12 protein-coding genes are annotated in these 13,508 nt (G+C 50.2%); all 12 read right to left on the bottom strand.

The features are described from left to right. The coding region (locus BLR88_RS16210; RefSeq protein WP_139185006.1) for an IS630 family transposase at positions 1-430 on the bottom strand (430 nt) is incomplete at its 3' end. Between the two features lie 125 nt (positions 431-555). Beyond that, complete coding sequence (locus BLR88_RS16205; protein ID WP_057897529.1) at positions 556-753, bottom strand: hypothetical protein; 198 nt, start codon at positions 751-753, stop codon at positions 556-558. A gap of 499 nt (positions 754-1,252) precedes the next feature. Beyond that, positions 1,253-2,194 carry an ornithine carbamoyltransferase gene (gene argF / locus BLR88_RS16200; protein ID WP_057897528.1) on the bottom strand — a complete coding sequence of 314 codons (942 nt, stop codon included), beginning with the start codon at positions 2,192-2,194 and terminating at the stop codon, positions 1,253-1,255. Beyond that, positions 2,195-5,437, bottom strand: a complete 3,243-nt coding sequence (gene carB / locus BLR88_RS16195; protein WP_057897527.1) for a carbamoyl-phosphate synthase (glutamine-hydrolyzing) large subunit — start codon at positions 5,435-5,437, stop codon at positions 2,195-2,197. It lies immediately after the preceding gene. Next, positions 5,430-6,506 carry a carbamoyl phosphate synthase small subunit gene (locus tag BLR88_RS16190; RefSeq protein WP_091261207.1) on the bottom strand — a complete coding sequence of 359 codons (1,077 nt, stop codon included), beginning with the start codon at positions 6,504-6,506 and terminating at the stop codon, positions 5,430-5,432. The genes carB and BLR88_RS16190 overlap by 8 nt, the downstream gene beginning before the upstream one ends. 34 nt (positions 6,507-6,540) lie before the next feature. Further along, positions 6,541-7,713 (bottom strand): acetylornithine transaminase, encoded by a 1,173-nt coding sequence (locus BLR88_RS16185; RefSeq protein ID WP_091261205.1) that lies wholly within the window; start codon positions 7,711-7,713, stop codon positions 6,541-6,543. Then, positions 7,710-8,579 carry an acetylglutamate kinase gene (gene argB, locus BLR88_RS16180; RefSeq protein WP_254778349.1) on the bottom strand — a complete coding sequence of 290 codons (870 nt, stop codon included), beginning with the start codon at positions 8,577-8,579 and terminating at the stop codon, positions 7,710-7,712. The genes BLR88_RS16185 and argB overlap by 4 nt, the downstream gene beginning before the upstream one ends. 9 nt (positions 8,580-8,588) lie before the next feature. After that, complete coding sequence (argC, locus tag BLR88_RS16175) at positions 8,589-9,623, bottom strand: N-acetyl-gamma-glutamyl-phosphate reductase (protein ID WP_057897523.1); 1,035 nt, start codon at positions 9,621-9,623, stop codon at positions 8,589-8,591. Between the two features lie 244 nt (positions 9,624-9,867). Beyond that, positions 9,868-10,230, bottom strand: coding sequence for a c-type cytochrome (locus BLR88_RS16170; RefSeq protein WP_057897522.1), 363 nt, complete (start codon positions 10,228-10,230; stop codon positions 9,868-9,870). Positions 10,231-10,338: 108 nt separating this feature from the next. Then, entirely contained in the window at positions 10,339-11,283 is a 945-nt protein-coding gene (locus tag BLR88_RS16165; RefSeq protein ID WP_057897521.1) for a transketolase family protein, read from the bottom strand. Further along, entirely contained in the window at positions 11,283-12,128 is an 846-nt protein-coding gene (locus BLR88_RS16160; protein WP_091261201.1) for a transketolase, read from the bottom strand. The genes BLR88_RS16165 and BLR88_RS16160 overlap by 1 nt, the downstream gene beginning before the upstream one ends. Before the next feature lie 266 nt (positions 12,129-12,394). Then, positions 12,395-13,505, bottom strand: a protein-coding gene (prfB, locus tag BLR88_RS16155) for a peptide chain release factor 2 (RefSeq protein ID WP_204244852.1) whose coding sequence is annotated in 2 segments (ribosomal slippage) — positions 12,395-13,432 and positions 13,434-13,505 — 1,110 coding nt in all. Because the reading frame shifts where the segments join, the coding sequence is not laid out codon by codon here. Positions 13,506-13,508 lie beyond the last annotated feature (3 nt).

Here is a 13,508-nt window from a genome sequence, read left to right as displayed (position 1 = left end):
TGACACTATCTTTAAGCCAGCGCCAAAGCTTTTCAATTGGATTTAGATTGGGTGAATACGGCGGCAAAAACAATAAGTAGAGTCTCTGATGATGCTCTTTTAGAAAAGGACGAAGGAGTTCGGCATGATGAATACGGGCATTATCGATGATCATAATGACCTTCTTGTTGGCATAGCGCTTCATCACTTTCTTCAAGAATTCCAGAAAAGAAGCGGCATTACAGGAATCTGCCGTTGTACAGAATATGTCGCCGGTTTGCGTATCTACGGTTCCGAATAAAGTCACCTGAGCGTGATGACCGTATGTTGGAATCTGCTTCTGTTCTCCTTTCGGAGGCCATGTAGCCCGAAGGGTTTGACATGGGTCTCGTCTTGTGCAATTCGATCCATTTTTGAAGCAGGCGGGTATCCCACAATTGAGACGGTTCAATCCCTTCCTGTTCCGGTGTGCTTTCCAATATCACTTTTTTCACCTCCATTTGTTCTTCTGGTGAGAGATACGGTTGTTTTCCCGGAGGGAAATTACGCTGAAGAAGTTCAGCTATCCCACCTCGATTAAACATCTTGACATACGTAGAGACAGACTGGCGACAAATGCCCAGTACTTCTGCATCTTACCGTAGAAAAACCTTCAAGAATCAGCCGAACAACCGTCACACGCTGCCGAAAAAAAGCATCAGAAATCGCACGCTCTTCCTTTCGTAACGTTTCACTCGTAAATCCGTGAGTGTTTGTAATCAGTGATTTTTTCATAACGTAATCCGCTCCTTATCATTGTGATGATAGGAGCCAGTATTGCCAAATAACCGTTTGTTAAACTCTTAATCGGTAGCTATATACAAGCTTTTTTTGTCGAATAAAAGAAGAAAAAAAAGAGAGTAAAGTAAGTACGCCGGAGCCTGAAAACGGCTATTATGTGAAAGATGAACGAGAAAAGCGGTTTGCCTAAAACCAAAAAGGGATTTTTCGCAGGCATGAATATGTGTATGATGAGTATTACGACTGTTACATCAAAAAGGAATTAAAAAAATGATGATGCAGGCGATGCTTGTTTTTGCATGCATGAACTTGAAAGAGTTAGCCACCTGGCTCTGGAAGCCGGGTGGAACGAAGCGTAAGCTTCCTGTTTTTTCTTGATTTTCCCATTAAAAAGCATACAAACTCCCTTGGCAGTGTTATCTGTAAGGGAGTTTGTCTTCAGTCTGAGGTTGCTTTATTACTATAAAGCAACATATGCTTTTTTGTTATTTTCCTATTTCATTAGTGCTACCAAAATCGCTTTCTGAGCGTGCAGACGATTCTCGGATTGATCAAATACGACCGATTGCGGCCCGTCAATAACTTCCGCTGCCACTTCCTCGCCGCGATGCGCCGGCAGACAATGCATAAAGATCGCGTCCGATTTCGCCTTTTTCATCAGTGTTTCGTTTACTTCGAACCCTTTAAACTTCATGAGGCGCTCCTGCTGTTCAGCCTCCTGTCCCATGCTCGCCCATACATCTGTGTATACGATATCAGCATCTGCCACCGCTTCCTCCGGGTCATTCGTAATAAGCACTTGCGCGCCGCTTTCTTCAGCAAACGTATACGTCATTTCTGTTACGCCCGCATCTGGCATGTAACCTTCCGGCGAAGCGACAGCTACGTTCATACCCACTTTGGCCGCGCCGATCATCAGTGAATGTACCATGTTGTTTCCATCACCCACATACGCCAGCTTCAGTCCTTCCAGTCCACCTTTGTGTTCGATAATCGTCTGGAAGTCAGCCATGACCTGACACGGATGCTGCATATCTGTCAGGCCATTGATGATCGGAATCGAGGCGTAATCAGCCAGCTCCTTGACCATCGCGTCCGAATACGTACGAATCATAATGCCATCCAGATAACGAGAAAGCACTCTTGCTGTATCCGGGATCGGCTCACCACGGCCAATTTGCAGATCGCGTCCGCTCATAAACATCGCCATACCGCCTAACTGGTACATGCCAACTTCAAATGATACACGCGTGCGTGTGGACGCTTTATCGAAAATCATGCCGAGCGTTTTGCCAGCCAAGTGCGGATGGGGAATCCCCTGCTTCTGTTCGGATTTTAGCTTAGCTGCCAAATCCAGCAGATACATAATTTCGTCTTTTGTATAATCGGAAAGACAAAGAAAGTCTTTTCCTTTTAATTGTTCCGTTACTACCATTTATCTCACAAGCTCCTTTCTTTTTATTTCTCGCAAGTACTCTCCCAAATCGTTCACATCACCCGCTTCAAAACCGTGGACTTTAAGATAAGAAGCAAACGTATCCAGGAAAGTAAAACATGGAATGTTAAGGGCAAGTGCCAATTGACGCAGTTCAAATCCGAGGCGTCCCCGCTTATTGCCAAGCGTCGGCGTGTTTACAAACGCTTTAACCGGGCGCTCCGCGCAAATCGCCTTCACACGCTCCTGCGTCTCGACAACCTCTGCAACCTCTGCGCCATGCTCTTTTACTAAAGCGGCTGTTCCCGGCGTCGCGATAATGTTCACGTTCAGCTCTTTGAGCATTTGAATGTACGGAATGAAATCTTTCTTATCCTGATCGGACAGCGACAGAAGAATCGTATCACCTTTCGCAAGCCAATCGCAGGCTCCCGTTTTCCATGCCATCGCCTTAGCGATCGCTTCTTCTATTGAAAAGCTAAGGCCAATTACTTCGCCCGTCGATTTCATTTCCGGCCCCAGCGCCGGGTCTACACCATTCAATTTAATCGTGGAGAATACAGGAGCTTTGATCGCGTAGAACGGAATGCACGGCAGAATGCCTGTGCCGTACCCCATATCTTTCAGCTTCTCGCCCATTTGTGCCCGCGTGGCCAGCGCCACCATTGGTACTCCAGTCACTTTGCTGACAATCGGCACCGTGCGGGAAGCTCTTGGATTGACCTCCAGCACGTAAATCTTGCCTTTTGTATCAATAACGAGCTGAATGTTAATCAATCCGCACGCTTTCATTTCTTTCACGATCAACGCGACATGGCGACCAATCTCTTTCTGCTGCGCGTCGGTTAACTGCGGTGACGGGAAAATCGCCATACTGTCACCAGAGTGAACCCCGGCGCGCTCAATATGCTGGAAAATGCCTGGAATCAAAATATCTTCACCGTCGCAGACCACGTCAACTTCCACTTCCATGCCTGATACATATTTGTCAATCAAAAGTGGGAACAGCGCGCCTGAAGACGTGTACCGGTTCCAGTCTGCAAAATATTGATCCAGTTCTTCCGCGCTGTGAACAACGACCATGCCGCGGCCGCCAATCACGTAGGATGGACGGACGAGCACCGGATACCCAAGTTCTTCTGCAACAAGGTGCGCGCCTTGCTGGCTATTGACACCCCGACCTGGAATGTGCGGGATGTTCAGCTTGCGCAGCATTTGATAGAACAATTCACGATCTTCGACCATATCGATCGCCTCTACTGATGTACCGTACACATGCACGCCGGCTTTATGCAGTTTATCGGCCAAATTGATCGCCGTCTGGCCGCCGAACTGCACCATAACACCGTCTACCTGCTCTTTTTCGATGACGTTCAATACATCTTCTAATGCCAGTGGTTCAAAATACAATTGATCAGCCGTATTGTAATCGGTCGATACCGTTTCTGGATTGTTATTGATGACAACCGCGGAAATTCCCTGCTTGCGTAAAGCTTTTGCCGCATGAACAGAACAGTAATCAAATTCAATCCCCTGGCCAATTCGGATCGGGCCGGAGCCGAGCACCAGCACTTTTTTCCCGTCCTTTTTCACCGATACTTCGTCACGTCCCTGCCAGGTAGAATAATAATAAGGTGTAGCGGCAACAAATTCAGCCGCGCACGTATCTACCAGTTTGTAAGCAGGCGCAAGATTCCATTCTTTCAATCTTGTGCGTACTTCTTCAAAACTTACGCCGCACAGGCTGGCGATCGTACTATCCGCAAAACCGCGCAGCTTCGCCTCTTTCAGCAATTCCGGCGTCAACTTGCGCCAGCGTGCTTCTTTCAGTTCTTCTTCCAGACGAATAATACGGGCCAAAGCGTTGAGAAAGAAACGGTCGATCGATGTTTTATCATGCAGTTCATCCACGCTCATGCCGCGTCGAAGCGCTTCAGCGATGTAAAAAATGCGCTGGTCGGTCGCATTGACCAATTGGTTTTCGATTTCTTCATCGCTCGCATCCTTCACATAAGGCAACTCTATGTGCTGCACGCCGTTCTCCAGCGAACGGATGCCTTTGAGCAGCGCGCCTTCCAGCGTCCGGTCAATCGACATCACTTCACCGGTTGCCTTCATCTGCGTACCCAGCGTACGATCCGCATGTGGGAACTTATCAAACGGCCAGCGTGGCACTTTGGCTACGACATAGTCGATCGCCGGCTCAAAGCTAGCATATGTGTATCCAGTAATCGGATTCACGACTTCATCCAAATGGTAACCGAGCGCCAGTTTCGCCGCGATGCGAGCAATGGGATAACCTGTCGCTTTCGATGCCAGCGCTGAGGAACGGCTCACGCGCGGGTTGACTTCAATCAAATAATACTTATCGCTATGCGGATCAAGCGCGTATTGAATGTTGCAGCCGCCAACCACCCCAAGCGCACGAATTACCTTACAGGCAACAGAACGCAGCATCTGGTACTGGCGATCCGTTAATGTCTGCGATGGCGCAAATACAATAGAATCACCCGTATGTACGCCGACCGGGTCAAGATTTTCCATGTTACAAACGATAATGCACGTATCGTTGGCGTCACGCATCACCTCATATTCGATCTCTTTCCAGCCTTTGATGCTGCGCTCGATCAACACCTGCCCGATCGGGCTGGCGTTTAAGCCGCGTTTAGCGACAATCCGCAATTCCTCCTCATTACTCGCGAAGCCGCCGCCCGCACCGCCAAGCGTATAGGCCGGACGCACAATAACCGGATAGCCGATCACTTCTGCGAACGCCACCGCGGCTTCCACAGTTGTAACCGTTTCGCTTTCCGGAATGGGCTCACCGATCTCCTGCATCATGCGTTTAAATTCTTCACGGTCTTCACCACGTATAATCGTTTCAAGCGGCGTACCAAGCAGCTTGACATTGTATGTTTCAAGTACGCCCGCTTTGGACAATTCTACCGCCAGATTGAGTCCCGTCTGGCCGCCAAGCGTTGGCAGGATTCCGTCCGGACGCTCTTTGGCAATAATTTTTTCTACTGCTTCTACCGTGAGCGGCTCCATGTATATGCGATCAGCCACCTCATCGTCGGTCATGATGGTTGCCGGGTTATTGTTTACAAGTACAACTTCCACGCCTTCCTCGCGCAATGCCAGGCAGGCCTGCGCGCCGGCATAATCGAATTCGGCCGCCTGCCCGATAACGATCGGGCCGGAGCCAAGCACAAGTACTTTGTTAATGTCGGGTAGTTTAGGCATAGCTTTTCTCTCCTGTTACCTGGCATTGTTGGATGAACTCGTTAAACAGGTAGCCCGTATCATGAGGGCCGGCGTGCGCTTCCGGATGAAATTGTACGGAGAAAACCGGAAGCTCTTTGTGGCGCACACCTTCCACCGATTTATCGTTCACATTGATAAACGTCAATTCAAGGGATGTGTTCGCAAGCGAATCTTTTTTCACCACATAACCGTGGTTCTGTGACGTTACATATACTTTGCCGGTGTGCAAATCTTTCACCGGGTGGTTGCTTCCACGGTGCCCGTAAGGCAGGCGTTCCGTATCGCAGCCGAACATGAGCGAAATCAATTGATGGCCCATGCAAATTCCCATCGTCGGGTAGCTTTCGACGATTCGTTTTAATTCACTCAGTTGCGGCATCAAGTCTTTCGGGTCCCCTGGCCCGTTTGAAAGAAACACGCCATCCGGGTCGATGCTGACCACCTGGTGATACGTCACATTATACGGAACGACGGTAACGCGGCAGCCGCCATCAAGCAAGTGGTGCAAAATCGACTTTTTGTAGCCGAAGTCAATCAGCACGATATGCGGACCATCCGCTTCCTCTCCATACTCCTGCATCTGGCGGACGGAGACACCCGGAACCACGTCCTTGATCGGCTGCGGCGTGAAGAAAGCAAGCTTTTCTTTATCCGTCGTCAGCAGACCGTACACTTCACCGTGCGTGCGAACAATATGAGTAATGGCGCGCGTATCGATACCGGACAGGACGCTGATACCATACTGTTCAGCAATCTCGGCGAGCGTGTACCCCGCTTCGTAATGGCTCGGCTGATGGCACAAATCGCCGACCAAAAGCGCCTTGCAGGCCGGTTTGATACTTTCGAAGTCGCGTTCGTTAATGCCGTAATTTCCAATAAGAGGATACGTAAATGTAATCATCTGGCCGGCGTAGGAAGGGTCGGACAGAACCTCCTGGTATCCTGTCATTCCTGTATTAAATACGACTTCTCCCGTGCAATCTTCCGCGCTGCCGAACCATTCGCCTTCAAATATGTCACCCGTACTTAACACAAGATATCCTTTCATTTTTTCCACTCCTTTTCATCCCGTTGCCGCCAGCTTATACCGTATGCGTCACTGTATTCAGCACATCATCCAGCGCCGCGATGGCCCGGTCAATTTCTTCCGTTTCAACCGTAAACGGCGGAAGCAGTCTGAGAACGTTCGGCCCCGCCTGTAAAAGCAGAATACCGCGTTCCCGCATTTTGGCGATTACATCCGCCACTTCAAACGCAAGTTCCACCCCGAGCATCAATCCTTTGCCGCGCACGCCGACTATCTCCGGGCGAACGGCGGATAATTGTTCCAGCTTCGCCATAAAATAAGCACCCATCTCTGCCACGCGGGCGAGATAGCCTTCTTCCTCCATCGTTTCTAATGTAGCCAGGCCGGACGAGCAAGCGAGCGGATTGCCGCCGAACGTCGTACCGTGCGTCCCCGGCCCGAACGCTTCCGCAAGCTTCTCTTTGCCGACGATGGCACCGATTGGAAAGCCGCTGCCCAGTCCTTTGGCCATCGTAATGATATCCGGCTCAATATTGTAATGCTGGTACGCGAACCACTTACCGGTACGCCCAATTCCCGTTTGGACCTCATCCACAATCAGCAGCAGGTCGTGTTCCGCGCACAGCGCCTGAACTTGTTCAACGAACGCCGGGGAAGCCGGATTTACGCCGCCTTCGCCCTGCACCAGCTCCAGCATTACTGCACATGTTTTATCCGTAATGGCTGCCCTCAGCGCTGCTGCGTCATTGTATGGTACCGTCATAAACCCGTCCGGCAGCGGAGCAAAACCATCTTTGACTTTCGCCTGGCCGGTTGCGGTTAGCGTCGCCAGGGTGCGACCATGAAAGGATTGTTCAAACGTAATCACCTCGTAGCGGTCTTGCTTCTTGATCTTTTGCGCGTAGCGGCGGGCCAGCTTAATAGCTGCTTCATTCGCCTCCGCGCCGCTGTTGCAGAAAAACGCCCGGTCACCGCAAGTAAGGGATACGAGCTTTTCCGCCAGCTTCTCCTGGATCGGAATTTCAAATAAATTGGAACAATGCCATAGCGTATTAAGCTGCTCCTGTACTTTCACTTTTACCCGGTGCGGCACATTGCCGAGAGATGTAACCGCAATGCCGGATACCAGGTCAAGGTAGCGGTTTCCCGCTTCATCCCATAAATAATTGCCTTCTCCCTTGGTAATGCGAATCGGCCAACGCCCGTAATTCGGGAACAAATAACTCATTGTGCGCTCACCTTGCCCTTTTTCACGATTTTGGTTCCGACCGCATCTCCAGCCGCCACCTTATGCAAAATCCCCGGCTCATAGCCGTTAATGATCAGCACTTCCTCTACCTGCTGCTCCAGCGCGTCAAGCGCCGCCCGTACTTTCGGGATCATGCCGCCGTAAATCACGCCCGCGGCAATCAATTCATCAATTTGTTTCCGGTCAAGTTCCGGAAGCACCTGCTTAGCACCCTCCACTTCCTGCATAACACCTGGCACGTCAGTAACCATGATCAACTGCTTCGCGCCGATAGCTCCGGCCACTGCGCCCGCCACCGTATCGGCGTTAACGTTATAAATCTGTCCACTTTGATCAATGCCAAGCGGTGCGATTACAGGAATCAATTCGGAATGAGCCAGCGCCGCAATTAACATCGTGTCCACTCGCTGAATCTCCCCAACAAATCCAAGGTGTCTAGGTCCCTGCACAACCTGCAACGTGGCGCCATCAATGCCGCTAATACCAGCCGCGCGCCCGCCGGCCATCTGAATATTACTTACAATCTGCTTATTCGTCTGCCCGATCAGCACCATCTGCGCCACTTGCAGCGTCGCCTCATCTGTCACACGCAACCCGTCGACAAACTTCGGCGCAATCCCCATCTGCTTAAGCATAGCCGAAATCGCCGGGCCACCTCCGTGCACAATCGTTACGAGAACGCCTTGTCGCTGCAACATGGCAATATCTTTATAAAAAGAGGCGGGCAACTGTTCCAATGTGCTACCGCCGCATTTAATGACAAGCTGGTTTACCATCTGTCTCCCCTCTTTATCTTTTTCTTTACGCACTTCGTTGGTGGAAAAAGGACGAGTGATAACGCCCACGAGTTTTGCTTATGGATAAACCGGCGTAAACTCAAGTCCTGTTGTTTCCGGAAGTCCGAACATCAGATTCATGTTTTGTACCGCTTGACCAGCCGCGCCTTTCACAACGTTATCGATCACCGCGAGCACAATCACCCGTCCGGTACGGTCATCGACATGCCAGGCAATATCGCAATAATTGGAACCGTATACTTCTTTTGTTTTCGGATACGCACCCGGCCGCAGGCGCACAAACGGCTTACCTTCGTACGCTTCGGAAAACGCGGCCGCTACCTGTTCATTTGTCACGCCCTCTTTCAGCGTCGCGTACGATGTGGTTAAGATACCGCGGTTCATCGGCACAAGGTGCGGTGTAAAGGAGACGAGTGCTTCCTTGCCTGTCAGGTGGTTCAGCGTCTGCTCAATCTCCGGCGTATGCTGGTGTTTCGCTACTTTGTACGCGGAGATGCTTTCGTTTACTTCGCAGAAATGAGTGCCAAGCGAAGCGGAACGTCCCGCTCCGGTGACTCCGGATTTGGCATCCACAATAATAGATGTACCATCGATCAGATCTTCTTTTAAAAGCGGCAACAGGCTAAGCAGTGTCGCCGTCGGATAACAACCCGGATTGGCGAGCAGCTTCGTGCCGCGGATAGCGTCCGCATTCCACTCGGAAAGACCGTATACTGCCTGATCCAAATATTCCTGGGCCGCTGTTTGCTTGCCGTACCATTTGTTATATAGCTCCGGCGTAGCAAGACGAAAGTCGCCGGACACGTCAATCACTTTCAATTTGCCATCCAAAAGCTGAGGCACTAGCTGTCCGCTAATGCCAGACGGTGTCGCGATGAACACAGCATCCGCTTCCTTCCGGATTCGTCCACAGTCGATTTTAGTCAGGCTATCTGTAAAAATATGCGTTAAATGCGGATATACTTCCTGCATTGTTTTTCCGGCTTGCGAGTTAGAGTATACAGCCACAATGTTTGCTTCGGGATGTTTTACTAACAGGCGAATCAATTCGACTCCGCTGTACCCGGTCGCTCCGATAATCGAAATGTTCACTTACGTTTCCCCCATTTTTCCTGTCTCGATAAGTTATGAATTATTATACGTAAATAAGAATAATAATTCAATAGGTTATTATGAATTAATATGCAAATAAAGTTATGCATATAAAACACCAAAAAAGTCGTAGCAAATTGACCATCCATTCGCTACGACTGTGTATTCTGTCTTCTGATTGCTAACTATGTAGAAAGCCGCTTCCTCCTTTTAAGAGAAAACGGCTCTTATAACCTTTCGTATTTCATTTCTTTGTAATTAACCAGCCAGCCAGCACTTCGGCGTCCGCTTCGCTGACAAGACCGCCTGGCATGCCGTTTCGTCCTTTTACAATGACATTCTTAATTTCATCGGCGCTCTTATACTTGCTGCCGACTTTTGTCAGATTCGGTCCGACGCCCCCCTCCATGTTTTGACCATGACAGGACGTGCAATTTGCCTGAAAGATTTTTTGCGCGTTCCCCGCAGCGCCTTCAGCCGCTCCCCCTCCGGCTTGACCGCCTTGCTTGGCCGGCGGTTGTTCCGCTTTATTCTTACTCGTTGCACAGCCCGTGAACAGAGCCAGCACAAACAGAATACTGCTAAATGACATAAGCCATTTTCTCATAAAAATACCCTCCTCTAATCAAGTCACACATTTAGTATGAGCAGAGGAGGATGTTTTCATAACATGCTATTTAGAAATTCCGAGGGAACGTAGAAGCATCCGCGAATTTCATTTCAACATTTCTTTCGCTTTTGTCGCGATATTCTCCGCAGTAAGACCATACTTCTGCAACAGCTCGTCCGGCTTGCCAGATTCACCAAATGTATCCTGCACGCCGACGCGGCGCAGTTTTGCGGGATGCTTCTCGCATAGCACTTCGGCGACAGCCGCGCCAAGCCCGCCGTAAATGTTGGCTTCTTCCGCGGTCACGATTCCTTTTGTTTCCTGGGCGGCTTTCACAATTATCTCTTCGTCAATCGGTTTGATCGTGGCCATGTTAATGACGCGCGCCTGAATTCCTTCTTGCGCCAGCAATTCTGCCGCTTCCAGTGCGATATGCACCATCACGCCCGTCGCGATAATCGCTACATCGTTTCCTTCACGAATCTGTACACCTTTGCCAATTTCAAACTCATAGCTGTCATCGAACAACACTGGCACGCTCGGACGTCCCATGCGAATGTACATCGGGCCGTGCGTATTTGCGGCCGCGCGAATCGCTTTTTTCGTTTCGGTTGCGTCCGCCGGAATGATCACTGTCATATTCGGGATCGCACGCATTAAAGCGATGTCCTCCACCGCCTGATGAGAAGCACCATCTTCTCCAAGTGTCAAGCCCTGGTGGGTGACAGCAATTTTTACGTTCAGGTTTGGATAGCACACGGAATTACGAATCATATCGGCTACGCGCAACGAACCGAACAGTGCAAACGTGCTCGCGAACGGAATTTTACCGCAGGTAGCAAGGCCAGCCGCCATCCCGATCATATTCGCTTCCGCAATCCCCACGTCAAAGAAACGCTCCGGAAATACTTTAGCAAATTCCGCCGTTTTCGTCGATTTCGCAAGGTCGGCATCCAGCACAACAATGTCCGGATTTTCGTGTCCGAGTTCTACCAATACTTGACCGTATGCGTCACGGGTTGCGATTTTCTTTACCGTTGTCTTCTCCATTACTTGTCCCCTCCCTGCGCGCACAATTCAGCCAGCGCCTGCTTCAGCTGTTCTTCGTTCGGCGCAACACCGTGCCAGCCGCATGCGTTCTCCATATACGAAACGCCTTTTCCTTTTATCGTATGCGCCACAATAAAAGTCGGTTTGCCCTTTACCGTTCTCGCTTCAGCAAATGCAGCGACGATTTCTTCGATATTATGACCATCCATTTCAATCACATGCCAGTTGAATGCGCGGAACTTGTCCGCCACCGGTCCAATGTCCATAATATCCTCTACATTGCCGTCAATTTGCAAATGATTATAGTCAAGAATGGCCACCAGATTGTCCAGCTTGTAGTGGCCGGCTGCCATCGCTGCCTCCCAGATCATGCCTTCCTGAATCTCGCCATCGCCAAGCAGAGCATATACCCGATACTCGCGCTTATCAAGACGCGCCGCCAACGCCATGCCATTCGCCGTGGAAAGTCCCTGGCCGAGAGAACCGGTGCTCTGTTCGACACCCGGCAATAATTTCTTGCTTGGATGACCTTGCAAGCGAGAGTTAATGCGGCGGAATGTCGCTAGTTCCTCTTTCGGCAGATACCCTTTCTCCGCAAGCGTCGCATACAATACCGGGCTTGCGTGCCCTTTGCTCAGAATAAAGCGATCGCGATCCGGATCGTTTACCTTTTCCGGGCCTACGTTCATTTCATGAAAATACAGCACAGCCAGAATGTCTGCCGCCGACAACGAACCGCCCGGGTGACCTGAGTTTGCGGCAGCTACCATTTTAACGATTTCCTGACGAATGTGATTCGCGCGCTGCTTCAGTTCTGCAAGTTTTCCCTCTGCAATTGTACTCATTCCCTCTCCTCCATTGCCTCTCAACAGTCTATTCATTTCTTTTGGTATCGTAACATTCCGCTGTGGTGAGTAAAGAAAACCACAAGTGGATGAGCCTATCATATATCATATTGAGATCCTTCTAAAACGCGTTCAAAAACAAATTGGACGCTACGGCGACGCAAAACGTCCCGAGCGTCAACAATGCATATTGCTTCAGAGCCGCAACCTACGCGACAGGCTCTGTATAACGTATTGCAACTCTCTAACACATATGCTATCTACTTTTACGTAGTATGCCCCAGTTGCTGACGAAGATATGCGTCAATAAAAGGCGTAATGTCCCCATCCATAACGGCTTGAACGTTCCCCGTTTCGTAGTTCGTCCGATGATCTTTTACCATGCTGTACGGGTGAAACACGTAGGAACGAATTTGGCTGCCCCAGCCGATTTCTTTTTGCTCACCGCGCAGCTTTGCCGCTTCCTCTTCCTGCTCCTGAATTTTTTTCTCGTACAACTTGGAACGAAGCATCTTCATCGCCCGTTCCCGGTTTTTAATCTGCGAGCGCTCCGTCTGGCACGTCACCACGATACCGGTCGGCAGGTGGGTAATGCGCACCGCGGAGTCGGTCGTATTCACATGCTGTCCGCCGGCACCGCTGGAACGGTACGTGTCCACTTTGATTTCGTCCGGACGGATTTCGATTTCGATGTCATCGTCAATCTCTGGCATCACATCGCACGATACGAAGGACGTATGACGGCGTCCGGAAGCATCGAACGGCGAAATGCGAACGAGGCGGTGTACGCCTTTTTCAGCTTTCAGATATCCGTACGCATTATGTCCTTTAATCAGCAGGGTTACGCTCTTAACCCCGGCCTCTTCGCCCGGTAAATAGTCCAGGGTCTCGACTTTGTATCCCTGCTTCTCCGCCCAGCGGGTATACATACGCAGCAACATATCCGCCCAGTCTTGTGATTCCGTACCACCCGCACCCGGATGCAATTCAAGAATCGCGTTTCTCTTGTCATACGGCTGGCTAAGGAGCAACTGTAGCTCATACTCATTCAACCGCTTCTGCAAGGCCTCAGTTGCCTCCACGATATCCGAGATAAGCGACTCATCCTCTTCCTCAGCGTACAGCTCCATCATCACCTGAATATCTTCGTACGCTGCTTCCATCTCCTGAATCGCGTTTACCGTTTCTTTCAGTGCGTTCGCTTCGCTTATAATCACCTGGGCTGCTTCATTGTCATCCCAAAAGTTCGGCGCAGCCATCTTCTCTTCCAGTGCGGCGATTTGCTTTTGTTTGCCAGGGATGTCAAAGAGACCCCCTGATTTCCGCCAATCGCTTGCCGATGGCTGTCATTTGCTGTTTCGCTTCTGTCAATGGCATACT

The sequence above is a fragment of the Aneurinibacillus thermoaerophilus genome (genome assembly GCF_900099925.1).
Classification (GTDB): domain Bacteria; phylum Bacillota; class Bacilli; order Aneurinibacillales; family Aneurinibacillaceae; genus Aneurinibacillus; species Aneurinibacillus thermoaerophilus.
Note: the sequence above shows the minus strand (reverse complement) of the source record. Positions and strands in the feature narration are given on the sequence as shown.

Coding starts and splice junctions, on each gene's coding strand:
- BLR88_RS16205 (WP_057897529.1), bottom strand. CDS start 753: ATGAAAAAATCACTGATTACAAACACTCACGGATTTACGAGTGAAACG.
- argF (WP_057897528.1), bottom strand. CDS start 2,194: ATGGTAGTAACGGAACAATTAAAAGGAAAAGACTTTCTTTGTCTTTCC.
- carB (WP_057897527.1), bottom strand. CDS start 5,437: ATGCCTAAACTACCCGACATTAACAAAGTACTTGTGCTTGGCTCCGGC.
- BLR88_RS16190 (WP_091261207.1), bottom strand. CDS start 6,506: ATGAAAGGATATCTTGTGTTAAGTACGGGTGACATATTTGAAGGCGAA.
- BLR88_RS16185 (WP_091261205.1), bottom strand. CDS start 7,713: ATGAGTTATTTGTTCCCGAATTACGGGCGTTGGCCGATTCGCATTACC.
- BLR88_RS16170 (WP_057897522.1), bottom strand. CDS start 10,230: ATGAGAAAATGGCTTATGTCATTTAGCAGTATTCTGTTTGTGCTGGCT.
- BLR88_RS16165 (WP_057897521.1), bottom strand. CDS start 11,283: ATGGAGAAGACAACGGTAAAGAAAATCGCAACCCGTGACGCATACGGT.
- BLR88_RS16160 (WP_091261201.1), bottom strand. CDS start 12,128: ATGAGTACAATTGCAGAGGGAAAACTTGCAGAACTGAAGCAGCGCGCG.